We start from the raw sequence: 23,424 nt of genomic DNA, 5'->3' as shown, positions 1-23,424 counted from the left end.
TATAGGTGTTACAATAGTATATTGAAATTAATTTTAGATACGCTTAGAAGTACTAATTTTTAGTTGACTTTTAGCTTCACAAGAAACTACTGGCTTCCATTAAAATAAGGGATTCTTCCTACTGAAAAAAACAAATGTCGGAAATGTGATATTCGGTCGGTTTTTTGCTATCGTCTTGTCGGTAGCATTAACATCTTTGGCGCATTTTTACTACCACTATTTTAATTCGATGGCGACCTTTGTGCCTTATTTCTAAATCGTTAGGGAGTATGTTTCATGCTCCGGATGATTGAAAAATTTCTAATCAAAACAAGAAAAATGCAAAAAAGAAAATTAATGCTTTTGTCACTTTTAACTCTTGCTAGCTATAGCTGTAGCAATGTTAGTGAAAGTGACTTAATAGACAATGCAAATGACCCTGCTGACCCTAATGCCTTGGTTACTTATGAGGATAATATCTTGCCCATAATCCAGAGTGCGTGCCTTGGTTGTCATACAGACCCACCTGTAAATGGAGCACCATTCCCTTTAGTGAATTTTAATGAAGTTGATCAAAGGGCCAGTATGATCCTAAATAGAATGAGTTTACAAAGTGGGGCGCCAGGTGCGATGCCCCCTTCTGGCAGACTACCACAAGCCACCATAGATTTGGTGGATCAGTGGATAACGGATGGCAAATTAGAAAATTGAAATATTAAATAAGAAAATTATGAAAAAAGTAAGAAGTAGTGTAAGCCTGTTTTTGATTGCTATGGTATTTGGCATGCTAAGCTCTGTTCAGGCACAGAGTAAATATATTGACAAAAAAGGCAATTTGACATTTGAGGCCTCTGAAGAACTTTTTGAACCGGTAAAAGCTACAAACGAATCTGTGACTGTAATTTTAAATACGGCCACAGGTGAAATTGCCGCTTTGGGCCTTATGAAGAGTTTTCGGTTTAAAAATTCTTTAATGGAAGAGCATTTTAATGAGAATTATATTGAATCGGAAGTATATCCGAAAGCAACTTTTAAAGGAAAGCTATTGAATTTCAATTTTTCTGATTTAAAAGAAAATAAGGTGGAAGCGATTGTTGATGGGAAAATAGAATTGCGCGGGAAAGCAAAGCAAATTAATACGCCCCTTAGTCTCAGTAAGGTAGATGGGGCTATAATGATATCGGGTTCATTCATAGTGGGACCTGAAGATTTCGATATTGAAATACCAAGTGTCGTAAAAAACAAAATAGCCAAAGAAATAATAGTTTCTCTTGATTTTAAACTTAGTCAAAAATGAAAAAGAAAAAAATTGCAATCCTAGGGACTATTCTTGTTGTACTTGCCATAGGCGGTTTCGTTTATAATTACACATTTAATAGTAAGCACAGAGACATTGCAAATGAAGAAGCTACGGCGACCTTATCGGCCAAAGAATTGTTTGCCAATTTTCAAAACAATGAATCCTTGGCTACGACGAACTATTTAGATAATGTCATAGAGATAAATGGAAATATAACCAATGTAGAAGAAGACGAGGTGGTCCTAAATGATCAAATACAGGTTCGTTTTAATGCAGGAGCAATGTCAGAAGTAAAAGAAGGCGTAATAACAATTAAAGGACGGTGTGTTGGCTACGATGAGCTTCTTGAAATGGTTAAAATTGACCAAGCTACCGTAATAAATAAATAAAATTATAATGAAATATATCCACCTATTAATTCTCTTAATACCAATGCTGGCATTGGCTCAAGATGATTTGTTCTCAGAAATAGATGTTGAAGCTGAAGAAGACTTTAAAAGTGCCGCTTTCAAGGGACTAAAAATCGTGAATTTTGAATCTACCAAAATGATATCGGGCAAAGAGCTGTATTTTGTGGTATCCCATAGATTTGGTTCCATAGAGACAGGTTTTGAAGATTTTTTTGGTCTTGATCAAGCGGTAACAAGACTAAATTTTCTTTACGGTATTACAGATGGCATCAATATAGGAGTGTCACGAAGTTCTTTTCGAAAAATTTATGAATCCTCTCTTAAAATGAGGTTGCTTCGTGAGAAAAAAGGAGGCTTCCCCTTTACTGTCGTAAGTTCAAGTAATATTCTCATCAATACCTCATTGGATAGAGCTATTTTGCCGAGGTTAGAGTTTAAAAATCGATTGGGATATACGACTCAACTATTGATCTCAAAGAAGTTTAATTCTAATTTTTCACTTCAATTAATGCCTACGTTCTTTCACGATAACTTTGTAGATATCGACGAGCAGGATAATTCCCAATACGTCATTGGTTTTGGAGGCAGACATAAGATAACCAAGAGATTATCGGTCAATGTGGATTATGGATATCATTTGAATAGAGCTGCAACTTCTCCCTTTGTTAATCCACTCTCTATTGGTGTAGATATCGAAACGGGAGGTCATGTATTTCAATTACATTTTACCAATGCACAGCCCATGAACACAAACGGGTTTTTGGGACAAGGAACGGGCGATTGGAGAACGGGTAATATTTTCTTTGGGTTTAACCTATCAAGAGTGTTTTAATAATTTTAGTAGAAAGGAAGGATAATGTCTTTAGCAAGAATACCAATTCAACAAGTGTTTTGTGACGATTGTTCCGATTGTATTAAAGCGGAATTGCAAAAAATTAATGGGATTAGTAATGTTAGGTTATACCCATTGGAATCCTTGGTTTGTTTCAACTTTTTGACAGCAAATACGCTATCCACTGCTTTAAATAGTTTATGGGATATAGGGTATACTGAAAAAGGAGATACATCGCTCTATAAACAGTTTTCTAAATCAAGTTGTAGTTGCAAACTAATCTTAAAAGGAAGCAATCTTGTAATTCTCGATGGAGTGCCATAAAAGAAATGTTCTTTTGGGGTATTTTTTGGGTATTAATTTAATAATATCAGGAGAAAATAACCATTGTAATAGGGTATTTATACGTTTTACTGCTTATGCGTACCCTACTGTAAAATATTAGTTCAGGTACTATTCTTGACTGTTTTTTTGGTATTGAGGGCAAAGCAGTATGGGATATTCTTAAAGCTAAGGGCGGAACTAAGATAAAGTGTTAGCTTGTTCAACTGCGCGATACTCATATTTAGATATTTATAAAAAGTATGGGCAGTATTTTAAAAAGGCTTGGTGTCATAACGACCAAGCCTTTTTTATTGTTCTTTTTTAGCTTGTATTCTAGGTGTAGTTATGACAGAAGAGCATCCACAAAAGATTTGCGATCTATTTTTAACTAGAAAATAAAAGCCTGTGAGGCCAAGAATCTAAAATCGATTTTCGTACTGCGTACGGAGGCCATTGACCTTATTAGAAATTTAGTGAGATTTAAAAATAAAAAAGCCTGTAAATATCTACAGGCTTTTTTGTCTTTATTGTCTCGTCCTGAAATAAGGTGACAATAAATCGACTTATTTATGAAGTATTCAGAAAACCCAATGCATAAGCGTACTCAGCGGGATTATAATTTAAGCTTTAAATTATCAGTGGTATCCCAAAGTAAAAAAAGGCGAGATAATCTGTAAACAAGCACAAAGAGCATATGGTATCCATGGTAGGAGTTCCGTTTTGGTCTGGCATAGAAAACATGGTACCTTAGACTGGAGTGAACTAGTTCAACATCAAATGCCTAAATCAAAAGAACGATTCTCCCTGATGCTCAAAACAGCTCTAATTGCCCTACTGTCAATTCTGTTTATCATATTAAGTGCGCTGCTTTTCATAGGATACAAGAAACCTCTGCCGCTTAATAGAGGTTCTATAATGAAATACATCTAACGGATGGTCCTACAGTACAGGTATAGAATCAAAATGAAAGTTACTAAAGGATGGGTGAAAATAACATGGCTTTGGGCAGGAATGCCCTTTATAAAAATGAATTGACCGAATAACTTAAAATATACATAGATGGTTTTAAAGATTAGGACTGTTAAAAATTGCGTTAATAAACGATAATTTATCTTTTTTTGAAGGTAAATAACTACATTTAATCTGATAATATATATTATTAACGATGATTAACAGTGGATCTTGTTGGAAAATAACCTTTGAGCTAACCGTTTAGAAGCTTTGTAGTTTAATCTATACAGACTCTGTAAATGAATTTATTAACTGTGAATATTTGAATGAATTATGAAAAAATTTGAAAATCTTGGAAGAGTCCTCAACAAAGCTGAACAAAAAGCACTTATAGGAGGAGGTAGTACTAATAATCGAGGTGTTTGCTCTTTTTTTAATGGACAATCGTATCAAATTTACTATGAATGTTGCGATAGACTATGTGATGACGGTACAAATCCGGTTTGCGGTTTTGGGGATGATCCCGGAGAAGGTTTTTGTGCTGCCAATCCAAGTGCACCAGGATGTAATCCTGGTTTTTAGATACATGAGGTAAGGGTGTAAATATCTTTTTACACCGTTCAAAATGGAGCTATTGCATTTACTAGAACATCAAAGTATGTCCGTGTATTGCATAAAAAAAGTCCGATGGAAACATCGGACTTTTTTACTTCATTCAGTGACCTGGCTGGGGCTCGAACCCAGGACCCTCTCCTTAAAAGGGAGATGCTCTACCAACTGAGCTACCAGGTCAAAATTTCAATGTGCTATTAGTGTTAGCGGGTGCAAATATAATATCATTAATTAATTTTACAAGCCCTTTTTGAGATAAATTTTAAATTTCTTTGAAATCCCTTTAAATTAGCTGAATTTTACAGAAAACATACATATGAAAATAGTCTTGGTGGGGTATATGGGCAGTGGAAAAACCACGATAGGAAAACTCTTGGCAGAAGCGTTGAACGTCAAGTTTATTGACTTGGACCATTATATAGAAAAGCAGCTTGGAGCCAGCATAGCTGAACTGTTCCAGAAGAAGGGAGAAATTTTTTTTAGAAAGAAAGAACACGAATATTTAAATAGGGTGCTGCAGGATGAGGAGGATGTTGTACTGGCTACCGGGGGAGGTACACCTTGTTATGCAGGTAATATGGATACTGCACTAAAGTTTGCTGATCATGTGATCTATTTAAAATTAACTATTGGAGAATTGGCGGCCCGACTTTCCCTGGAAAAAGCAACACGTCCCCTAATCGCATCCATTTCGGAGGAAGATATGCCAGAATTCATCGGAAAACACATTTTTGAACGTAGTCCCTTCTATTCCAAAGCAACACATACCATACAATGCGGCACAAAAACACCGGAGGCTATTTTAGAAGATATTAGCGCAGTATTAGGTTAGGAAAACCGCATCGTTTTTGGTTTCAAAAACAACGCCAACATGCTCTTGTAAAGAAGTAGAGAGTGAGATTCCCTTATAATCTGCTTTGACCGGGAATTTTTTATGATTTCTATTCACCAAAACAGCAGTCTTTAATTGTTTTAAAGGAACACCTAGAAAATGATGCACGCCATAGATGAGGGTAGTGCCAGAATTCAGAACATCATCCACGAGAACCACAGATTTATCGATGTAAGCCGATTCGGGTATGGAGACTTGGACCCCACTTTCCACTGGGTTGTTTTTATCCATGCTTACCTTGCAAAGGATGATCTCGGCAGCGGTAATCTCTTTGAGAATCCGCTGTATTTTTTTCGCAAACTTTAATCCACCTCCATCAATGCCAGCAATGACAATTTCAGTTTCATTTACATTGGCTTCGTAAATTTGGTAAGCTATGCGTCTTGTTTTATGCTGTATTTCTTGGTGTGATAATATTTTGTGCTGCATGGAATCTAGCTATTTTAACTCAAAGATAAAGAAAGGAAGCTTAGGTTGTGCGGCTTTCCTAAAACGACATTAATCGGATTCTTCCTCTTTTTCAGGAGCATCCAGATAATCATCAATTTCGCGTCGATCCTTTTTCGTAGGCCTTCCCATTCCTTTTTTACGATAATAGTCTTGCGAATAGCGCTGTAATTCTGTATGCTCCAAAGCTTCCAAAGGTGTAGTGTCTTTGCGATACACGTCTACAAGTTTTGCACCTACCCGGCTTTTGGGAATATCCAAAACCGTAAACTCATAGTTGATTTGATTTTTACGTACAATGATTTTATCCATAGGATACACTTCCCTAGAGGGCTTTACTACTTGGTCGTTGATTCGTACCTGCCCTTTTTTACAAGCTTCCGTACCCATATTTCGTGTCTTGAAATATCGAGTACACCATAAATATTTATCAATACGCATATCTGAATCGAAAATCTTTGTTAACGAGTAAGCAAAAATAGGGGAAAATTGTATCTTGCGCCTTAAATTGTTTGATAAATGAAAATGACCAAATTCCTTTATTTCTTAGTGCCAGTTTTATTCTTGACTTCCTGTAATGGGGATGACGACGGGGGAATAATACGAACACCTCCTAGAGAATTAAGTGAAGTAGTTATAGAAGACGATGCAGATATCCAAGCCTTTTTGCGGACTCATTTTTATAATTATGAAGAATTTCAAACCCCCCCTGCGGATTTTGATTTTAGAATTGTAATTGATACCATCGCCGGTGAAAATGCCGATAAAACCCCCTTGATCGATCAAGTAGGTGTTGGTGTGGGAACTTTGCAATCCGATCAAGTAAGTATTTCGGCATCCGACTTTTTATTGGATGGGGAAGAGAATATATCGCATACGTATTATTACCTTATTGCAAGAGAAGGTGCAGGAGCAAGCCCTACTGTTGGGGATTCTACCTTTGTGCGTTTTAAAGGAACTGCGCTGATAGATGACGGTTCTTTGATGGATTTTGATGAAGTTGCTGCAGGTGGAGTATGGTTCGATCTTCCCATTTTTCAGATTCCGGGAAGAGGGGATCAACGTGCTTTTCGAGGTGTTGGCGAAGGCCTGCAACAGCTGCGCGGAGGAGGCGCTATAATCGACAACCCCGATGGGACTTTTGAAATTCAAGACTTTGGTGTGGGAATAGTTATTTTTCCCTCCGGCCTTGGAACATTTGATGGTTTTAGAGCACCAATTCCCCAGTATACCCCTTTGATTTTTACCTTGGAGTTGCTAGTAGTGGAGCAAGCAGATCATGATAATGATGGTATTCCTTCCTTTATGGAAGATGTGGACGGTGACGGTCTTTTGTTCAACGATAATACGGATGATGATCGTGATGCGCTGGGAGCTTTAATATCGAATTATTTAGACCCCGATGATGATGGGGACGGAATCCCGACAAGCGATGAAATTATGGTAGATTCTGAAGGCCTTATTACCTTTTTGGATACCGATAATGATCAAACACCGGACTATTTGGATAATGATGATGACAATGATGGCAGACCAACCATAGAGGAAATTCTTTTTAATTCAGATGGTACTATAGACACCCCGGATAGTGATGGAGATGGAACTCCCGATTATTTGGATGCGGATAGTTAATAATAGCGTAGCTACCATAAATAAAAAAAGCCCTCTTGCAAGAGGGCTTTTTTTAAACTTCTTTTTTTATAGCTTTAAAGAAACGCCAAAAATAATTTGGGAGGGCCTTGAATCTACCCTGCCCTGAATATTTGTGATGTTATTGCTGATAAAATTAGCTTCATTTTCAGAGAACCCACGCTCGTAACGAACGTCGAACCCAAAACGACCTAGATTAACACCCACTCCTGCATGTAATCCCACGGAAAAATCGTTTTCTACATCATTGATGGCAATGTTTTCTAAATCATTCTCCAAAATGTACTGGAATGCCGGACCGGCAAACACATGCAAGGGGCCTATGACCTTAACCCCGATCAATACGGGAAAGTCTATTTTGGAGATGTCATAATCATTGGAAGTTCCATTGAGGTCATAACTACTTTTTGTTCTGGTGTAAATAAGTTCTGGTCTAAGATAAATTTTGGAAATGGCTATTTTGCCAAAAAATCCAACATGGTAACCAACTTTTCCGTCGGATCCCTGTATGATGTTTTGAGCCGCATCTCCAACGGAACCAATTAAATCCCCATTTTGATTGTAGTTAAGTCCGGCTTTAATACCGAATCCAGAATCGCTTTGTGCAAAAGCGGTCATGCTTATCAAAGCAAAAGCCGCCACTAAAAGTGTTTTTTTCATGATGTGTGTGTTCTGTTTTTATAGGTAACGGAACACCAAAAATGATGCCAGCGTTACTTTCGTTTCAACACTTTTACAACGGATTTGACAATGGCTTTATTGTCCAGTCCGTATTTCTCCATCAATTGCGCGGGGGTTCCACTTTCCCCAAAAGTATCGTTCGTAGCTATAAATTCCTGGGGGGTAGGATGTTGTTCGGCCAAGACGCGCGCAACACTTTCTCCAAGACCTCCCAGGTGATTGTGCTCTTCAGCGGTAACAATACATCCGGTCTTTTTTACAGAAGCCAGAATCGCAGCTTCATCCAAAGGTTTTATCGTATGAATATTGATAACTTCTGCCGAAACACCTTGGCTTTCCAATTGCTCGGCGGCAATCAAAGCTTCCCATACCAAATGTCCCGTAGCAACAATGGTAACATCAGATCCCTCATTGAGAAGAAGGGCCTTGCCGATTTCAAAAGTTTGATCAGCTGGTGTAAAATTGGCGACCTTGGGTCTTCCAAAGCGAAGATAAACAGGACCGTGATGTTCTGCAATGGCGATGGTCGCCGCCTTGGTCTGATTGTAATCACAAGGATTGATTACCGTCATTCCCGGAAGCATTTTCATCAATCCAATATCCTCTAAAATTTGATGTGTAGCCCCATCCTCACCAAGGGTAAGTCCGGCATGTGAAGCACAAATTTTTACATTTTTATCAGAATAGGCAATGGACTGTCGTATTTGATCATACACCCTTCCTGTGGAGAAATTGGCAAAAGTACCGGTAAAGGGAATTTTACCTCCAATAGTGAGTCCTGCGGCAATTCCCATCATATTGGCTTCGGCAATGCCCACTTGATAAAAGCGTTCGGGGTTTTCCGCAATAAATTCCTGCATTTTAAGAGAGCCTATTAAATCGGCACATAAGGCGACTACATTCGGATTGGTCCTACCCAATTCGGCGAGGCCCGCTCCAAATCCACTTCGTGTATCATTTTTACCTGAGTCTGTATATTTTTTCATGCTGTTCTTTAATTAATAGTCCCCTAAAGTTTCTGGATTTTGTGCTAAAGCCGTAGCCAATTGTTCGTCATTCGGTGCTTTTCCGTGCCAAGCATGGGTGTGCATCATAAAATCTACACCATGCCCCATAACCGTGTGCAATAATACACAAACAGGTTTTCCTTTTCCCGTTCTACTTTTTGCTTCCTGCATACCTTCTAGAATGGCGGCAAGATCATTTCCTTGCGCAATGGTGACCACATCCCATCCAAAAGCCTCGAATTTCACCTTAAGATCGCCCATGGGCAATACATGGTCCGTTGATCCATCAATTTGCTGTCCGTTTAAATCAATAGTGGAAATAATATTGTCTACCTTGTTCCCTGCAGCATACATAATAGCTTCCCAGTTCTGTCCTTCCTGCAATTCTCCATCGCCGTGAAGACTATAGATCAAGTGTGCGTCCTTGTTCAGTTTTTTTGCCAAAGCGGCACCAATGGCCACTGACATTCCCTGCCCCAAAGAGCCGGAAGCGATTCGTACTCCAGGCAAGCCTTCATGGGTGGTAGGATGTCCTTGCAAACGAGAATCGATCAAACGGAAAGTATTCAGCTCATCAATGGGAAAATACCCCCTGCGTGCTAAAACACTGTAAAATACCGGAGAGATATGGCCATTGGATAAAAAGAAGAGATCTTCTTCGTTTCCATTCATATCGAACCCTGCTTTCAGTGACATGATTTCGTGATAAAGTGCTACGAAAAATTCAGTGCATCCCAAGGAACCTCCCGGATGGCCAGAATTTACTTTATGTACCATTCTAAGGATATCTCGACGTGTTTGTACGCAAAGATCCTGTAATTCTTGCAATTTAGACATTGGCTATTGTTTTAAAAAAATCAAATGTACTGGCAATCTTTTGGGTATACAAGGCGAATCCTAAGATTTTTTGACTAAAATAAGGCGAACAAACGTTAGTCTGAGGCAGTTGTAGTAAGCCAGAAGAGTTTTGAAACTGTTCCAGAAGCCCTATGTGCCGGAATTTTTAAACCCGCTAAATTTAAAAGGTACAAACGGCATATTTAAGCAACTTTATTTTTTTGTTAAGGAGTTCGTGCGTTGGAGTTGATTATATTTGCGATCATAACAGAAAAAGTGAAATAGGGGATGCATTTGGAACATCCTAGAACTATTGCCGTGCTGCAGCAAATTGTTCCAATTGTGAGCCCAAGAGCCGAATGAAATTTACACTACACCATACCGATATTGAAAGTAAAGCCCGGGCAGGAACAATGGTTACCGATCATGGAAAGATCGAAACACCTATTTTTATGCCTGTAGGAACAGTGGCTTCTGTGAAAGGGGTACATCAAAGGGAACTGAAGGAAGAGATAAATCCTGACATTATTCTTGGAAATACCTACCACCTTTATTTGCGTCCTAAAACGCCTATCCTAAAGCAAGCAGGTGGGCTTCATAAATTTATGGGCTGGGACCGAAATATCCTCACCGATAGTGGCGGATATCAGGTATATTCCTTATCTGCCAATAGGAAGATAAAAGAAGAAGGGGTGAAATTTAAATCCCATATAGATGGGTCTTACCATGTTTTTACTCCAGAAAATGTAATGGAGGTACAGCGGGTCATAGGTGCCGATATTATTATGGCTTTTGATGAATGTACGCCCTATCCTTGTGACTATAATTATGCCAAACGCTCTATGCACATGACGCATAGATGGCTGGATCGCTGTATTGCGCATTTGGAAAAAGTTCCTTTTGAATATGATTATGCACAGACTTTTTTCCCCATTGTACAAGGATCTACCTATAAGGATTTAAGGAAGCAATCCGCAGAGTATATTGCAGGGGTTGGCGCAGAAGGAAACGCCATTGGCGGATTATCGGTTGGAGAACCCGCAGAGGAAATGTATGCCATGACCGATGTGGTTTGCGAAATATTACCAGAAGATAAACCCCGGTATTTAATGGGCGTGGGAACGCCTATCAATATTTTGGAAAATATAGCTTTGGGCATTGATATGTTCGATTGTGTGATGCCCACCAGAAATGCCAGAAATGGGATGTTGTTCACGGCGCATGGAACAATTAATATAAAGAATAAGAAATGGGAAGACGATTTTTCGCCCATTGATGACATGGGAATCACTTTTGTAGACTTGGAATATTCCAAGGCTTATTTGCGGCATTTATTTGCCGCCAATGAGTATTTGGGAAAACAAATTGCCACCATTCACAATCTTGGATTTTATCTTTGGTTGACTCGCGAAGCTAGAAAACATATTTTAGCGGGAGATTTTTTGACTTGGAAAAATACCATGGTGAAACAAATGGATAAAAGATTGTAATGCTCACAATTCTCGATAAATATATCTTAAAACGCTACCTGCTCACCTTCGCGGTGATGCTGTTGCTATTTATCCCGATTGGGATTATGGCAAATTTGGCGGAGCAGATCGGTAAGATGATCGATAATGAGGCGCCTACCAATGAAATTGTAGTGTATTATATTAATTTTACCATATATATAGGCAGTCTATTGTTCCCTATATTTCTTTTTCTTTCGGTGATTTTCTTTACCTCAAAATTGGCCAATAATACAGAAATCGTGGCCATCTTGAGTTCAGGAGTTTCCTTTGGCCGTTTTTTAAGACCTTATTTTATTGGAGCGACCATTATTGCAATTAGTCTATTTTTTCTGGCGATGTTTATCGTCCCCGATGCTAGTAAGGGATTCAATGAGTTTAAGTTTAAATATTTGAAACGAGGGAAACAGGACCGGGTGACCAGCAATATTTATAATCAGCTCAATGAGAACGATTTTTTATATGTCAGCAGCTTTAGGCCGGCACGGCAAATAGGCTACAACTTTAGCTTGGAACATTTCAATGATGAAGGAAAATTAGAGTACAAAATATCCTCTGCAGATATCCGATGGGTGCCTGCGGATAGCACATACAGGCTCACCAGTTATGAAAAGAGGACGATGATAGGGGATACCGAAATTTTGGAGAAGAAAGGACGCTTGGATACCATATTCGATTTTAAGATCAATGACCTTACCCCTGTTTCGTATGTTGCGGAAACCAAGAACCTCTTTGAACTTAATGATTTTATAGAAGATCAAAAAAAGAAAGGAGCGTCAAACATCAATACCTATGTATTGGTAAAGTACAAACGCTGGGCCTTACCTTTAACCGCTTTTATTCTTACGGTAATTGCTGTTGCAGTCTCCTCTATTAAACGGCGCGGGGGTATGGGAATCAATTTGGCCTTTGGTATTGGAGTGGCCTTTATTTACATCTTTTTTGATAAGGTCTTCGGGACCTTGGCCGAACAATCGGGATTTTCACCTTTGTTGGCCGTAATCATACCTAATGTTGTTTTTGGAATTATAGGCTTTTACCTGTTGCAGAATGCCAAACGCTAAACTAAAGAACTATGTACACCTTCATTTCATCATCTTCATTTGGGGGTTTACTGCCGTATTGGGAAAGTTAATTACTATTGACGCCCTACCTTTGGTATGGTATCGCATGGGGATTGCTTCTATATTGATTTTGATTTTTATTGCCTTTAAAAAGTTCTCCTTGAAAGTATCTCGAAAAACCATGGGAATTTTAATCATGGCAGGCCTTTTTATTGCCCTGCATTGGGTTACTTTTTTTATGGCAATCAAAGTGTCGAACGTGTCCATTGCCCTGGCCACAATGTCTACAGGGTCTTTTTTTACAGCCATTCTTGAACCTATATGGTATCGCAGGAAGATGATTTGGTACGAAGTAGCTTTTGGATTGGCAGTAATGTTGGGCCTGTATATTATTTTTAATGTAGAGACCAGTTATGTGGAGGGTATTGTCCTAGCGTTGATTTCTGCTTTTTTAGCGGCCATATTCTCGCTGATCAATGGGAAATTGATTCAAACCGAAAAACCTTCGGTCATTTCCATATACGAGCTTGGGAGCGGGGTACTATTTTTATCCCTTTATCTTGGTGTGCAAGGGAGTTTTGAGGCAAGCTTCTTTCGGTTATCCCAGAATGATTTGATTTTTATTTTTATACTCGCTTCCATATGTACGGCCTATGCTTTTATAGCCTCGGTAAAAGTGATGAAATATATTAGCCCTTATACGGTAATGCTAAGTATAAACCTGGAACCGGTCTATGGCATTATTTTGGCATTCATCCTTTTGGGCGATAGCGAAAAAATGAACCCGCTCTTTTATGTGGGTGCTTTGGTCATATTGGTTACCGTTATCGCCAATGGTATTCTAAAGAATAGAACAAGGTTAAAAAAACAAACAGAGGGCTAACCGTTACTATTAATGTTTTATATTTGCTTGCTGATTTAAACGAAACCAAAGTTATAACGAATGGAGTACTTGGATTTTGAACTTCCGATCAAGGAATTGGAGGAACAATTGGATAAATGTCTGATCATTGGAGAAGAAAGTGATGTTGATGTTTCAGAAACCTGTAAGCAAATTCAAAAAAAGCTGGATGAAACCCGTAAGGACATCTACAAAAATCTAACCGCTTGGCAGCGTGTACAGCTTTCAAGACACCCTAATAGGCCTTATACATTGGATTATATTAATGCCCTTTGTGGAGATACATTCTTGGAGCTGCACGGAGATAGAAATGTGAAGGACGATAAGGCAATGATCGGAGGATTGGGAAAGATTGGAGATCAAAGTTTTATGTTTGTAGGCCAACAGAAAGGGTATAATACCAAAACGAGGCAATATCGAAATTTCGGAATGGCCAACCCGGAAGGATATAGAAAGGCACTCCGTCTGATGAAATCTGCCGAGAAATTTAAGATTCCCGTGGTCTGTTTTATAGATACACCAGGAGCATATCCCGGTATTGAGGCCGAAGAACGCGGTCAAGGAGAAGCCATTGCAAGGAATATCCTGGAAATGACTAGGCTCAAAGTGCCCATTATCGTAGTAATCATCGGAGAAGGTGCATCTGGTGGTGCATTGGGTATCGGTGTGGGAAATAAAGTATTGATGTTGGAAAATACTTGGTATTCGGTAATTTCCCCAGAGTCTTGTTCTTCTATTCTATGGAGAAGTTGGGAGTACAAAGAACAGGCGGCGGCAGCCTTGAAATTGACGGCTACGGATATGAAGAAACATCATGTTATCGATGAAATTGTGAAAGAACCTGCAGGAGGAGCACATAGCGATCGGGCAGCAGCTTTTGAAATCGTAAAAAATGAAATTTTGAAACATTATGCCGAACTCGAAAAGTTATCACCAAAAGAATTGGTGAAAGCACGAATGGAAAAATATGCTAATATGGGCGTATTTAATGGCTAGCAAGTGTTTTTATTAAACTTCTTAAATCCAGAAAAGGTATTTTCTGGATTTTTTTTCGTTATGAACATAAATTTGTAACTTATTAACAGCCTAATTGTTGAACAACTGTGGATATCGTAAGTGTCCATTCTAAAGTTAACTTAACGTTAATTGCATACTTTAGCACTCATGGAAAAACCAAGCCCAATTGCCGGCAGAAAAATAGACAAGTCAGCCTTAATTAACCTTGAAAGAGGTAAAATACCTCCTCAAGCTGTTGATTTAGAGGAAGTTGTGCTTGGTGCAATGATGATTGATAAAAAAGGTGTGGATGAGGTAATAGATATCCTACATCCAGATGTCTTTTATAAAGAAGCACATCGTTTTATCTATGAAGCCATTTTTAAATTGTTCGAAACCTCTGAACCGGTCGATTTATTAACCGTTTCTTCGCAATTAAAGAAAGACGGACAGCTAGAAGCTTCTGGAGGGGATTTTTACCTCATAAAACTTACGCAAAAAGTAGCGTCTTCCGCGCATATTGAGTTTCATGCCAGAATTATACTTCAAAAATATATTCAACGAAGCCTAATTAAGATTTCCAACGAAATTATTGAGGAAGCCTATGATGAGGGAACCGATGTCTTTGATTTATTGGATGCTGCGGAATCTAAGTTGTATGATGTTACCCAAGGAAATTTAAAACGATCAGCGGAAACAGCACAAAATCTGGTCATTCAAGCAAAAAAGCGGATCGAGGAAATTTCCAATAAGGAAGGACTCAGCGGGGTGCCTTCAGGTTTTGATAAACTCGATAAATTAACTTCCGGTTGGCAACCCAGTGATTTAATTATCGTTGCAGCACGTCCAGGGATGGGAAAAACAGCCCTTACCTTATCTATGGCACGTAATATTGCCGTGAATGCAAATACGCCGGTAGCGTTCTTTTCCTTGGAGATGTCATCGGTACAGTTGATTACGCGATTGATTTCTTCGGAAACTGGACTTTCTTCGGAAAAACTGCGTACCGGAAAACTAGAAAAACATGAATGGGAACAATTGAACGTCAAAGTAAAGACCCTGGAAAAAGCGCCACTTTTCATTGACGATACCCCTTCTTTATCCATATTCGATCTTCGAGCCAAAGCAAGACGTTTGGCCTCCCAGCACGGCATTAAAATGATCATTATTGATTATTTGCAATTGATGACGGCGGGAGGAACGCAAAAAGGGGGGAATCGTGAACAGGAAATCTCTACCATTTCGCGAAACTTGAAAGCCTTGGCCAAGGAATTGAATGTTCCTGTAATAGCCCTATCCCAACTATCTAGGGCAGTGGAGACCCGTGGAGGAAGTAAACGCCCTATTCTATCTGACCTTAGGGAGTCGGGAGCTATTGAGCAAGATGCGGATATTGTATCTTTCATCTATCGTCCGGAGTATTATAAGATTGACGAATGGGATGACGACGAACAATCGCCAACGGCGGGTCAAGGAGAATTTATTGTAGCCAAGCATAGAAATGGTGGTTTGGAAAACATTCGTTTAAAGTTCATTGGGCACTTAGGTAAATTTGATAACCTTGAAGATTTTGATTCGCCATTTGAATTTCAATCGAAAATGAATGCAGATGACGATAATCCTTTTGTGACCAAAAATCTTCCAGATGCCAATGAAGCCTTTGGGAGCGCTATGAATGATGGGCCTGGCTTGGAGGATAATGATGTGCCATTCTAGTCATTTTTCCTTAAATATCCTGCTATTGCGTTAAAGTCTTCCAAATATTCCAGTCCTTTAAAAAAGGATTGTATTTTAAATTGTAACTTTAAAGAACATACGTTAGCCCGTTTTATTTCGTTTTAGTTGCTATGAAGAAGTTGTTTTGTCTACTCGTTTTATTAACGTCCACCTCAATTTTTGCGTCCAATATATTGATTCCCATGGATGCGGAAAGTCAAAAAGATCATTTAAAAGCCTATGGCATTACCTATTGGGTATTGACCAAGCAGCAAAAAGTGCAGTGGCTGTTGAATTATAGGGGAGGCTCCTTTTTATTGCCCGATGGGGAGGCAATCCGTAAAGAATGTCAAATACGTGGCGTATCCTTTGAAATACTGTCCAACGGGCAAACACAGAACCTTTTGGAAGCTATTGGGAGCCCTTCCCAAAATCAAGATGCGGTAATCTTGGAGAAAGCTCCTAAAATTGCGGTGTATTCCCCTAAAGGAAATCAACCTTGGGACGATGCGGTGACCATGGTGCTCAGTTATGCTGAGATTCCGTATGAAACTGTTTATGATGAGGAAGTGTTGAATGATAAATTGGCCTTATATGATTGGCTTCATTTACATCATGAAGATTTTACCGGGCAATATGGAAAATTCTATGGAACCTATAGAGCGGCTCCTTGGTATATTGAAAATAAAAGAAAAGCCGAAGAGCTGGCGGCAAAATTAGGTTATGATAAGGTATCTGAAGAGAAAGGGGCAGTAGCTTCAAAAATCAGGAATTATGTGATTGGAGGGGGGTTCATGTTTGCGATGTGTTCGGCTACCGATAGTTTTGATATTGCTCTGGCGGCAGAAGGTGTTGATATCTGTGAGCCCATGTTTGATGGGGATCCTTCTACGGCCAATTATCAGAACAAATTGGATTATAAAAAGACATTTGCCTTTACAAATTTTCTTTTGGAAAGAAACCCTGCGCGCTACGAGTTTTCATCTATAGATATGACCAATAAGAGAAATAATGTTCCTAAGGAGTCCGACTACTTTACCCTCATGGATTTTTCGGCCAAATGGGATCCGGTTCCCACAATGTTAACACAGAACCATACGAGTTTGGTCAAGGGGTTTATGGGGCAGACAACATCTTTTACACGAAATGAGATTAAGCCTACGGTATTGATACTGGGGGAAAATAAGATTAATGGGGAAGCGAGATATATTCATGGAATTAAAGGGAAAGGTTTTTTTACTTTTTACGGAGGACATGATCCAGAAGATTACCAGCATAGGGTAGGAGATCCCAAAACAGAATTGGAACTGCATCCAACATCGCCAGGATATCGACTCATTTTAAATAATGTGTTATTTCCCGCAGCGCGTAAAAAGAAACAGAAAACCTAACATTTAGGATTGCATTCCCAACATTTTTTCCAAAATATGCTCAACGCCATTCTGGTCATTGCTCAAAGTGGTATAATTAGCCACCTTAAGGACATTGGGATGGGCGTTCTCCATGGCAAAACTATAGTCGGCAAGAGATAGCATTTCCAAATCATTGTTGTAATCCCCAAAAACGAGTAATTCATGGGGTTGAATCTGGTATTCCTTCATTAATTTTTCAATGGCATGCCCTTTATGGGCATCCCTACTGGATACATCTACCCAATTAGGTCCGGAAACTTTAACCTTTAGGGTATCCGAAAGGTGTTGCATCGCAGGAAAAATATATTTTTCAGAGCTCTCAAAATGATAAATGGCAACTTTTAGTACCTCTTCATCCACAGGTTGCATAAGATCAACGACGTCAAAATTGGAATAATACTGTCGCAGCATGCCTAGAAATGCATCCGATTCTCCACTGACATAGGCATTGTGCTTACAGCATAGTGCGGCATGGGCTCCTGGTGTATTGTTAACGATTCCAAGGATGGGAAGAATATCCTCATATCCTAAAGGCGTGGTCAGTAAAACCTCTTCTCTACGTTTTACATAAGCCCCATTCTCCGATACAATAACAATATCATCCTTGATCTCAGCTAATTTATCCGCCATGCTGTTGTATTGGCGCCCACTGGCCGCAACAAAGATGATATTTCGTTTTTGAAGCTCATAAAAAAGTTCATAGAAACGGTGGCTTACTTCGTGTTGGGAATTTAATAGGGTACCGTCCATATCGGTCACCACCATCTTTATTTGGGAAAGATCCATAGGCTTGTTTTCTAAGGCGTAAAGATATTTTTTAAATTGTAAAACCTGGCATCCCCAGATAAAGTTTTACATTTATTTCATTATTAGGAAAACTATGCAATTTTATCAAAAAGAAATACAATTAAAGGCCAGGAAAAGAGGTTTTCATTTAATTACTGAGGAAGTCATCGCAGCACTGGATGGCTTAGCACAGGTTAAAATTGGACAGTTGCAGGTATTTATTAAGCATACCTCGGCCAGTCTTACTATTAATGAAAATGCAGATTCCACGGTGAGAACCGATTTTGAAAGTCATATGAATATTATGGTGCCGGAAAATGCACCTTACTACAGGCATATGTACGAAGGGCCAGATGATATGCCGGCACATATCAAAGCTTCCTTAATGGGCAGTTCCGTACAAATTCCTATAACCCAGGGAAGGTTGAACTTAGGAGTATGGCAAGGGATTTATTTATGCGAACATCGCAACAATGCTTCTGGAAGAACCATTGTAATTACTTTAATGGGTTCCTAGCCCTATTTTATGAACCTAATGGTCATGGGGTATTTATAGTATTTTCCTTTGCCAGCTGCCGAACCTCCTAAAATAGGTGGTATAATGTTTAACAGCGCTAAAGGAATGGCAACCAGAATAAGTAGGAACATAAATAAAAAGCCAATAAATATAAAGGTGAGGATAAAGGATATAAAAAATAGAAAAAAGAAAATTAAGGAATACATGAGCAAGCTTATCTGATAATTGAGGATTTGTTTTCCGTGAGTATCCATATCCTTAATTTCATGTTTTTTGCCAGACCATAGTATTAAGGGAACTATTAAGCCAAAGGGTCCCATGAAATTCAGCAATTGGGCATAGTGCATCAATGAAATAGTAGCATAATCTTCCCGTAGTGCAATGCCTTGATTATTTTGGGCGGGTATTGGTTTTGTTTCCATGTAAATACAAATTGATACGCTATTAACGCAAAAAATCCGATTCTATTAGAATCGGATTTTTTTACGTGAGATATTTTATTATTTATTTTACTTTGTCGACAATCGCTTTGAACGCCTCTGGGTGGTTCATGGCCAAATCGGCTAAAACCTTACGGTTCAATTCGATTCCATTGGCTTTTACTTTACCCATAAACTGCGAATAGGACATTCCATGTAAACGGGCACCTGCATTGATACGGGTAATCCATAGGGCACGGAAGGTTCTTTTCTTATTTCTACGGTCTCTGTAAGCATATAACATTGCTTTTTCAACCGCATTTTTGGCTACTGTCCAAACGTTTTTACGTCTTCCAAAGTAACCTTTGGCTTGCTTCATTACTTTTTTTCTTCGAGCTCTTGAAGCAACTGAATTTACTGATCTTGGCATAATTTTTAAATTTTTGTAGTAGGCGATTCGTTATATTTCGAATTCTTGTATTGGCCCAACTCCAGGGTTAATGATTAAATTACCGTAAAGGACAATTATTTTAAACGTAATTGTTCTTTAATACTATTCTCATCTGCTTTATGTACTAAAGTAGAGTGAGTTAACGCAAGCTTACGTTTTTTAGACTTCTTCGTTAGAATGTGACTTTTAAACGCATGCTTTCTTTTGATTTTACCAGTACCGGTAAGCTTAAATCGCTTTTTAGCACTGGATTTTGTTTTCATTTTAGGCATTTTCTTCCTAGTTTATATTAATCTCACGTATGCTGAATCGAAATTCAGTATGTTGTATCGTACCGTATTTTATCGTACGCTCTTTTTTTTCTGTTTCAAGGAACACAGGAATATTATTTTTTTGTCTTGGGAGCAATGAACATGGTCATTCTTTTTCCCTCCAACCTAGGCATCTGTTCTACTTTGCCTAATTCTTCCAATTCCTGGGCGAGCCTCAATAACAATATCTCACCTTGATCCTTGTACACGATCGACCGTCCTTTAAAGAATACATATGCTTTTAACTTTGCACCATCCTTAAGAAACTTCTCGGCGTGTTTCTTTTTAAATTCATAATCATGGTCATCCGTTTGGGGACCAAATCGAATTTCCTTTACAATGACCTTTGTGGCCTTTGCTTTCATTATTTTTTCCCTTTTCTTTTGCTCATATAGAAACTTTTTATAGTCTATAATTTTGCAAACGGGAGGGTCTGCCTTTGGTGAAATCTCCACCAAATCCAGTTCTAGTTCGTCGGACTTTGCCAATGCGTCCCTAAGGGAGTAGATGCCTACTTCCACATTATCGCCTACCAACCTAACCTTTGGCGATGTTATCTTTTCATTGATATTATGGGGATTTTTATTCTCCCTTCTAGGTTGGGGCCTAAATCTTTTACGTATTGCTATAACCTATATACTTTAAATTAAACATCATTATTTTTTAAAACGACTTTAAGGTACTATTTATTTCTTTAGCTACCAAGTCAGAAAAATCTTTAGTCGAAATCGCTCCTAAATCCTCTCCACCGTGTCTTCTCACAGAAATCGTATCCGTTGCTTCTTCATTTTCCCCAACAATCAGCATAAAAGGGATTTTTTGCAATTCAGCTTCCCTGATTTTCTTGCCAACCGTTTCATTTCTATTATCAATGAGGGCGCGAATTTCGTTATTTTCTAAAGAATTTAAAACTTTTTCGGCATATTTTTCATACTTCTCGCTCACTGGCAGTAAAATAGCTTGCTCTGGAATAAGCCATAAAGGGAAATTTCCGCCCGTATGTTCTAGGAGTATGGCAATAAAGCGTTCCATACTTCCAAAGGGTGCGCGATGGATCATAATAGGTCTATGAAGCTCATTGTCACTACCTTTGTAAGAGAGGTCAAAACGTTCGGGCAAGTTGTAATCTACCTGAATAGTGCCTAATTGCCAATTGCGTCCAAGAGCATCCTTGACCATAAAGTCAAGCTTAGGTCCGTAAAATGCTGCCTCGCCTTCTTCGATGACAAAATCGAGTCCTTTTTCCTTAGCGGCATTGATAATCGCATTTTCCGCTTTCTCCCAGTTATCCGCGGAGCCAATATATTTTTCAGGGGCACTTAAATCGCGAACAGAAACTTGAGCGGTGAAATTTTCAAAACCAAGAGACCCCAACACATATAAGGATAGGTCAATAACATTTTTAAATTCTTCATCCAATTGATCGGGAGTGCAGAATATATGGGCATCATCTTGGGTAAAACCTCTAACCCTTGTCAATCCGTGAAGTTCCCCGCTCTGTTCATAACGGTATACCGTACCGAATTCCGCATAGCGTTTGGGTAACTCGCGATAACTATAAGGTTTACTGTTGTAAATTTCACAATGATGGGGACAATTCATAGGTTTCAATAAAAACTCTTCATTGTCCTTTGGTGTATGTATTGGTTGAAAACTATCTTCCCCATATTTAGCATAATGGCCAGAAGTAACATAGAGTTCTTTTTGTCCAATATGTGGGGTAACCACCATTTCATAACCTGCTTTTTTCTGTGCTTTCTTTAAAAAATTCTCTAAGCGTTCCCTCAAGGCGGCTCCTTTTGGAAGCCATAAAGGAAGGCCTTGTCCTACTTTTTGGGAGAATGTGAACAATTCCAATTCTTTGCCCAATTTTCTGTGATCCCGTTTTTTAGCTTCTTCAAGAAGTGCCAAATAAGCGGTAAGTTCCTTCTGTTTTGGGAAAGAAATACCATAGATACGTGTGAGCTGCGTATTTTTTTCATCGCCTCGCCAATAAGCACCTGCTACGCTCAATATTTTAATGGCTTTAATAATACCTGTATTTGGGATATGCCCCCCTCTACATAAATCCGTGAAAGAGTCATGGTCACAGAAAGTAATTGTGCCGTCTTCTAGGTTCTCAATAAGCTCTACCTTATATTGATTGTTGTTGGAGGTGTAAAACTCCAAAGCTTCTGCCTTGGTTACGGCGCGCATTTTAAAATCGTGCTTTCCACGGGCAATTTCAAGGGCCTTCTTTTCTATTTGGGGGAAATCCTTTTCAGAGATACTTCCATTGGGCAAATCAACATCATAATAGAAACCATTGTCAATAGCGGGGCCAATAGTCAATTTTACTCCAGGATATAATTCCTCCAAGGCCTGTGCAACAACATGGGAACTGGAATGCCAAAAGGCTTTTTTTCCCTCGGCATCTTTCCAGGTGTATAAGATAAGGGAGCCATCTTCTTGTAATGCTGTTGTGGTTTCAACTACAGTATCGTTGAATTTTGCCGAAATAACGTTTCGTGCAAAACCTTCACTAATCCCTTTTGCCACATCCATAGGGGAGCTCCCCTGTACGTGTTCTTTAATACTTCCGTCTGGCAGTGTAATTTTAATCATTCCCAATGCTAAATAATAAATAAGTTGACAAAGATACTATATGTATTGATGTGCACAATATATATAGGTTTCATTTTTTTTTGATTTTGAGTCCTATGAACAGATAGAACAATAAAGATGTACGGAAAAGATTGCTTAAATGGATTGTGGTCATATTATTTTTAGGGTCCAAAAAAAAGATTTGTTTTTATTAGGGTGCAAATCGATGTTTGTCAGATTGTTATCTTTTTATTAAAAAACTTTTAAAAAAAAGTATGATTTCTTTTTGCGGTGTTGGATAAAGGGTGTTATATTTGCACCCGCTTAGGCGCTGATGGGGCATGATTTGGATGATGTTGCAGCTTGGGCGCGGGCCTTTTGGGCCCGGATAGGAGTTCATTGAAATATTGGTAGACAAAGCGTATCGGGTGGACATTTTCGGATGTCCGTTTTGATACATGTACGAATTTTTTTTTAAGAGAAAGAACGAAGGATGATTAGGTCCTGGGTTCGGGAAAATGTCTTCCCGTTGGTCGGAACAATATATAAAGAACAACGATGAAGAGTTTGATCCTGGCTCAGGATGAACGCTAGCGGCAGGCCTAACACATGCAAGTCGAGGGGCAGCATATCCAGCTTGCTGGATGATGGCGACCGGCGCACGGGTGCGCAACGCGTATGGAACCTGCCCTTTACCGGGGAATAGCCCAGAGAAATTTGGATTAATGCCCCATGGTATGTACTTCCGGCATCGGCAGTATATTAAAGGTTACGGTAAGGGATGGCCATGCGTACCATTAGCTAGTTGGCGGGGTAACGGCCCACCAAGGCGACGATG

25 protein-coding genes, 1 tRNA gene, 1 rRNA gene and 1 pseudogene are annotated in these 23,424 nt (G+C 39.0%); 16 read left to right on the top strand and 12 right to left on the bottom strand.

What is annotated here, in order from left to right; all coding sequences use genetic code 11:
* Window positions 1-318: 318 nt before the first annotated feature.
* From ACEXOE_RS00140 to ACEXOE_RS00115, 6 genes and pseudogenes are all read left to right on the top strand, one after another.
* Window positions 319-690, top strand: a complete 372-nt coding sequence (locus tag ACEXOE_RS00140; protein ID WP_394746687.1) for a hypothetical protein — start codon at window positions 319-321, stop codon at window positions 688-690.
* A 19-nt stretch (window positions 691-709) separates the two neighbouring features.
* Entirely contained in the window at window positions 710-1,276 is a 567-nt protein-coding gene (locus ACEXOE_RS00135) for a YceI family protein (protein ID WP_394746686.1), read from the top strand.
* On the top strand, window positions 1,273-1,668 hold the full coding sequence (locus tag ACEXOE_RS00130) for an OB-fold protein (RefSeq protein WP_394746685.1): 396 nt from the start codon (window positions 1,273-1,275) through the stop codon (window positions 1,666-1,668). Before ACEXOE_RS00135 ends, ACEXOE_RS00130 begins: the two co-directional genes overlap by 4 nt.
* Window positions 1,669-1,675: 7 nt before the next feature.
* Entirely contained in the window at window positions 1,676-2,521 is an 846-nt protein-coding gene (locus ACEXOE_RS00125; RefSeq protein WP_394746684.1) for a DUF5777 family beta-barrel protein, read from the top strand.
* Window positions 2,522-3,414: 893 nt separating this feature from the next.
* A pseudogene (locus tag ACEXOE_RS00120) lies at window positions 3,415-3,634 on the top strand (IS3 family transposase); the annotation flags it as partial.
* A gap of 495 nt (window positions 3,635-4,129) precedes the next feature.
* A complete protein-coding gene (locus ACEXOE_RS00115) occupies window positions 4,130-4,378 on the top strand; it encodes a hypothetical protein (RefSeq protein WP_394746683.1) in 249 nt (82 codons plus the stop codon).
* A gap of 137 nt (window positions 4,379-4,515) precedes the next feature.
* On the opposite strand, the gene ACEXOE_RS00110 is transcribed toward ACEXOE_RS00115, so the two are convergent.
* Window positions 4,516-4,588: transfer RNA gene (locus ACEXOE_RS00110), tRNA-Lys, on the bottom strand.
* A gap of 136 nt (window positions 4,589-4,724) precedes the next feature.
* Between ACEXOE_RS00110 and ACEXOE_RS00105 the strand changes: the two genes are divergently transcribed.
* On the top strand, window positions 4,725-5,240 hold the full coding sequence (locus ACEXOE_RS00105) for a shikimate kinase (protein ID WP_394746682.1): 516 nt from the start codon (window positions 4,725-4,727) through the stop codon (window positions 5,238-5,240).
* Here the strand turns inward: ACEXOE_RS00105 and ACEXOE_RS00100 are convergent.
* Together ACEXOE_RS00100 and ACEXOE_RS00095 are read right to left on the bottom strand one after the other, a co-directional pair.
* Entirely contained in the window at window positions 5,232-5,729 is a 498-nt protein-coding gene (locus ACEXOE_RS00100) for a phosphoribosyltransferase domain-containing protein (protein ID WP_394746681.1), read from the bottom strand. The two genes, ACEXOE_RS00105 and ACEXOE_RS00100, sit on opposite strands and share 9 nt — an antisense overlap.
* A gap of 69 nt (window positions 5,730-5,798) precedes the next feature.
* Window positions 5,799-6,188 carry an RNA-binding S4 domain-containing protein gene (locus ACEXOE_RS00095; protein WP_394746680.1) on the bottom strand — a complete coding sequence of 130 codons (390 nt, stop codon included), beginning with the start codon at window positions 6,186-6,188 and terminating at the stop codon, window positions 5,799-5,801.
* Window positions 6,189-6,266: 78 nt separating this feature from the next.
* Here ACEXOE_RS00095 and ACEXOE_RS00090 point away from each other — a divergent pair, with 78 nt between their 5' ends.
* A complete protein-coding gene (locus ACEXOE_RS00090) occupies window positions 6,267-7,379 on the top strand; it encodes an FKBP-type peptidyl-prolyl cis-trans isomerase (protein ID WP_394746679.1) in 1,113 nt (370 codons plus the stop codon).
* 66 nt (window positions 7,380-7,445) lie between these two features.
* Here the strand turns inward: ACEXOE_RS00090 and ACEXOE_RS00085 are convergent, their stop codons facing one another.
* Genes ACEXOE_RS00085 through ACEXOE_RS00075 form a run of 3 tightly spaced genes read right to left on the bottom strand, consistent with a single transcriptional unit; the run spans window position 7,446 to window position 9,922 of the window.
* On the bottom strand, window positions 7,446-8,057 hold the full coding sequence (locus ACEXOE_RS00085) for a porin family protein (protein WP_394746678.1): 612 nt from the start codon (window positions 8,055-8,057) through the stop codon (window positions 7,446-7,448).
* 53 nt (window positions 8,058-8,110) lie between these two features.
* The gene (locus tag ACEXOE_RS00080) at window positions 8,111-9,064 is read right to left on the bottom strand and encodes a transketolase family protein (protein ID WP_394746677.1); all 954 of its coding nucleotides are present in this window, start codon (window positions 9,062-9,064) and stop codon (window positions 8,111-8,113) included.
* A gap of 12 nt (window positions 9,065-9,076) precedes the next feature.
* Entirely contained in the window at window positions 9,077-9,922 is an 846-nt protein-coding gene (locus ACEXOE_RS00075) for a transketolase (RefSeq protein WP_394746676.1), read from the bottom strand.
* Between the two features lie 359 nt (window positions 9,923-10,281).
* Here ACEXOE_RS00075 and tgt point away from each other — a divergent pair, with 359 nt between their 5' ends.
* The 6 genes from tgt to ACEXOE_RS00045 all read left to right on the top strand — a co-directional run bounded on the left by tgt (window position 10,282) and on the right by ACEXOE_RS00045 (window position 17,498).
* Window positions 10,282-11,412, top strand: a complete 1,131-nt coding sequence (gene tgt, locus ACEXOE_RS00070) for a tRNA guanosine(34) transglycosylase Tgt (protein WP_394746675.1) — start codon at window positions 10,282-10,284, stop codon at window positions 11,410-11,412.
* Window positions 11,412-12,494: an LptF/LptG family permease gene (locus tag ACEXOE_RS00065; protein WP_394746674.1), complete on the top strand. Its 1,083-nt coding sequence runs from the start codon at window positions 11,412-11,414 to the stop codon at window positions 12,492-12,494. Before tgt ends, ACEXOE_RS00065 begins: the two co-directional genes overlap by 1 nt.
* Window positions 12,481-13,377: a DMT family transporter gene (locus ACEXOE_RS00060; protein WP_394746673.1), complete on the top strand. Its 897-nt coding sequence runs from the start codon at window positions 12,481-12,483 to the stop codon at window positions 13,375-13,377. The genes ACEXOE_RS00065 and ACEXOE_RS00060 overlap by 14 nt, the downstream gene beginning before the upstream one ends.
* Window positions 13,378-13,437: 60 nt before the next feature.
* Complete coding sequence (locus tag ACEXOE_RS00055; RefSeq protein ID WP_394746672.1) at window positions 13,438-14,391, top strand: acetyl-CoA carboxylase carboxyltransferase subunit alpha; 954 nt, start codon at window positions 13,438-13,440, stop codon at window positions 14,389-14,391.
* Between the two features lie 168 nt (window positions 14,392-14,559).
* Window positions 14,560-16,107: a replicative DNA helicase gene (dnaB, locus tag ACEXOE_RS00050; RefSeq protein ID WP_394746671.1), complete on the top strand. Its 1,548-nt coding sequence runs from the start codon at window positions 14,560-14,562 to the stop codon at window positions 16,105-16,107.
* A gap of 131 nt (window positions 16,108-16,238) precedes the next feature.
* The gene (locus ACEXOE_RS00045) at window positions 16,239-17,498 is read left to right on the top strand and encodes an asparagine synthetase B (RefSeq protein ID WP_394746670.1); all 1,260 of its coding nucleotides are present in this window, start codon (window positions 16,239-16,241) and stop codon (window positions 17,496-17,498) included.
* Window positions 17,499-17,501: 3 nt separating this feature from the next.
* Here the strand turns inward: ACEXOE_RS00045 and ACEXOE_RS00040 are convergent, their stop codons facing one another.
* A complete protein-coding gene (locus ACEXOE_RS00040; protein WP_394746669.1) occupies window positions 17,502-18,305 on the bottom strand; it encodes an HAD family hydrolase in 804 nt (267 codons plus the stop codon).
* 94 nt (window positions 18,306-18,399) lie between these two features.
* Here ACEXOE_RS00040 and ACEXOE_RS00035 point away from each other — a divergent pair, with 94 nt between their 5' ends.
* Window positions 18,400-18,822 carry a secondary thiamine-phosphate synthase enzyme YjbQ gene (locus tag ACEXOE_RS00035; RefSeq protein WP_394746668.1) on the top strand — a complete coding sequence of 141 codons (423 nt, stop codon included), beginning with the start codon at window positions 18,400-18,402 and terminating at the stop codon, window positions 18,820-18,822.
* Window positions 18,823-18,824: 2 nt separating this feature from the next.
* Here the strand turns inward: ACEXOE_RS00035 and ACEXOE_RS00030 are convergent, their stop codons facing one another.
* The 5 genes from ACEXOE_RS00030 to thrS form a co-directional block, all read right to left on the bottom strand.
* The gene (locus tag ACEXOE_RS00030) at window positions 18,825-19,244 is read right to left on the bottom strand and encodes a DUF4870 domain-containing protein (protein WP_394746667.1); all 420 of its coding nucleotides are present in this window, start codon (window positions 19,242-19,244) and stop codon (window positions 18,825-18,827) included.
* 82 nt (window positions 19,245-19,326) lie between these two features.
* Entirely contained in the window at window positions 19,327-19,671 is a 345-nt protein-coding gene (gene rplT, locus ACEXOE_RS00025; protein WP_394746666.1) for a 50S ribosomal protein L20, read from the bottom strand.
* A gap of 95 nt (window positions 19,672-19,766) precedes the next feature.
* Entirely contained in the window at window positions 19,767-19,964 is a 198-nt protein-coding gene (gene rpmI, locus ACEXOE_RS00020; RefSeq protein WP_394746665.1) for a 50S ribosomal protein L35, read from the bottom strand.
* A gap of 113 nt (window positions 19,965-20,077) precedes the next feature.
* A complete protein-coding gene (infC, locus tag ACEXOE_RS00015; RefSeq protein WP_394748481.1) occupies window positions 20,078-20,632 on the bottom strand; it encodes a translation initiation factor IF-3 in 555 nt (184 codons plus the stop codon).
* Window positions 20,633-20,666: 34 nt separating this feature from the next.
* On the bottom strand, window positions 20,667-22,607 hold the full coding sequence (gene thrS, locus ACEXOE_RS00010; RefSeq protein ID WP_394746664.1) for a threonine--tRNA ligase: 1,941 nt from the start codon (window positions 22,605-22,607) through the stop codon (window positions 20,667-20,669).
* Between the two features lie 534 nt (window positions 22,608-23,141).
* On the opposite strand from thrS, the gene ACEXOE_RS00005 reads away from it, so the two are divergent.
* Window positions 23,142-23,424: ribosomal RNA gene (locus tag ACEXOE_RS00005) — 16S ribosomal RNA — on the top strand; the annotation flags it as partial.

The sequence above is a fragment of the Spongiimicrobium salis genome (assembly GCF_043678055.1).
Taxonomy (GTDB): Bacteria; Bacteroidota; Bacteroidia; order Flavobacteriales; family Flavobacteriaceae; genus Spongiimicrobium; species Spongiimicrobium salis.
The sequence above is the reverse complement of the archived record's forward strand: the minus strand, read 5'-3'. Positions and strand labels throughout refer to the sequence as shown.

What these genes read in the sequence shown, in the direction of transcription:
- ACEXOE_RS00035 (WP_394746668.1), top strand. Translation starts at nt 18,400, where the DNA reads ATGCAATTTTATCAAAAAGAAATACAATTAAAGGCCAGGAAAAGAGGT.
- ACEXOE_RS00040 (WP_394746669.1), bottom strand. Translation starts at nt 18,305, where the DNA reads ATGGATCTTTCCCAAATAAAGATGGTGGTGACCGATATGGACGGTACC.
- ACEXOE_RS00115 (WP_394746683.1), top strand. Translation starts at nt 4,130, where the DNA reads ATGAAAAAATTTGAAAATCTTGGAAGAGTCCTCAACAAAGCTGAACAA.
- ACEXOE_RS00030 (WP_394746667.1), bottom strand. Translation starts at nt 19,244, where the DNA reads ATGGAAACAAAACCAATACCCGCCCAAAATAATCAAGGCATTGCACTA.
- ACEXOE_RS00140 (WP_394746687.1), top strand. Translation starts at nt 319, where the DNA reads ATGCAAAAAAGAAAATTAATGCTTTTGTCACTTTTAACTCTTGCTAGC.
- ACEXOE_RS00065 (WP_394746674.1), top strand. Translation starts at nt 11,412, where the DNA reads ATGCTCACAATTCTCGATAAATATATCTTAAAACGCTACCTGCTCACC.
- ACEXOE_RS00105 (WP_394746682.1), top strand. Translation starts at nt 4,725, where the DNA reads ATGAAAATAGTCTTGGTGGGGTATATGGGCAGTGGAAAAACCACGATA.
- ACEXOE_RS00090 (WP_394746679.1), top strand. Translation starts at nt 6,267, where the DNA reads ATGAAAATGACCAAATTCCTTTATTTCTTAGTGCCAGTTTTATTCTTG.
- tgt (WP_394746675.1), top strand. Translation starts at nt 10,282, where the DNA reads ATGAAATTTACACTACACCATACCGATATTGAAAGTAAAGCCCGGGCA.
- ACEXOE_RS00045 (WP_394746670.1), top strand. Translation starts at nt 16,239, where the DNA reads ATGAAGAAGTTGTTTTGTCTACTCGTTTTATTAACGTCCACCTCAATT.
- ACEXOE_RS00100 (WP_394746681.1), bottom strand. Translation starts at nt 5,729, where the DNA reads ATGCAGCACAAAATATTATCACACCAAGAAATACAGCATAAAACAAGA.
- ACEXOE_RS00055 (WP_394746672.1), top strand. Translation starts at nt 13,438, where the DNA reads ATGGAGTACTTGGATTTTGAACTTCCGATCAAGGAATTGGAGGAACAA.
- ACEXOE_RS00130 (WP_394746685.1), top strand. Translation starts at nt 1,273, where the DNA reads ATGAAAAAGAAAAAAATTGCAATCCTAGGGACTATTCTTGTTGTACTT.
- ACEXOE_RS00075 (WP_394746676.1), bottom strand. Translation starts at nt 9,922, where the DNA reads ATGTCTAAATTGCAAGAATTACAGGATCTTTGCGTACAAACACGTCGA.
- dnaB (WP_394746671.1), top strand. Translation starts at nt 14,560, where the DNA reads ATGGAAAAACCAAGCCCAATTGCCGGCAGAAAAATAGACAAGTCAGCC.
- ACEXOE_RS00085 (WP_394746678.1), bottom strand. Translation starts at nt 8,057, where the DNA reads ATGAAAAAAACACTTTTAGTGGCGGCTTTTGCTTTGATAAGCATGACC.
- ACEXOE_RS00060 (WP_394746673.1), top strand. Translation starts at nt 12,481, where the DNA reads ATGCCAAACGCTAAACTAAAGAACTATGTACACCTTCATTTCATCATC.
- ACEXOE_RS00135 (WP_394746686.1), top strand. Translation starts at nt 710, where the DNA reads ATGAAAAAAGTAAGAAGTAGTGTAAGCCTGTTTTTGATTGCTATGGTA.
- ACEXOE_RS00080 (WP_394746677.1), bottom strand. Translation starts at nt 9,064, where the DNA reads ATGAAAAAATATACAGACTCAGGTAAAAATGATACACGAAGTGGATTT.
- ACEXOE_RS00095 (WP_394746680.1), bottom strand. Translation starts at nt 6,188, where the DNA reads ATGCGTATTGATAAATATTTATGGTGTACTCGATATTTCAAGACACGA.
- ACEXOE_RS00125 (WP_394746684.1), top strand. Translation starts at nt 1,676, where the DNA reads ATGAAATATATCCACCTATTAATTCTCTTAATACCAATGCTGGCATTG.
- rplT (WP_394746666.1), bottom strand. Translation starts at nt 19,671, where the DNA reads ATGCCAAGATCAGTAAATTCAGTTGCTTCAAGAGCTCGAAGAAAAAAA.
- thrS (WP_394746664.1), bottom strand. Translation starts at nt 22,607, where the DNA reads ATGATTAAAATTACACTGCCAGACGGAAGTATTAAAGAACACGTACAG.
- rpmI (WP_394746665.1), bottom strand. Translation starts at nt 19,964, where the DNA reads ATGCCTAAAATGAAAACAAAATCCAGTGCTAAAAAGCGATTTAAGCTT.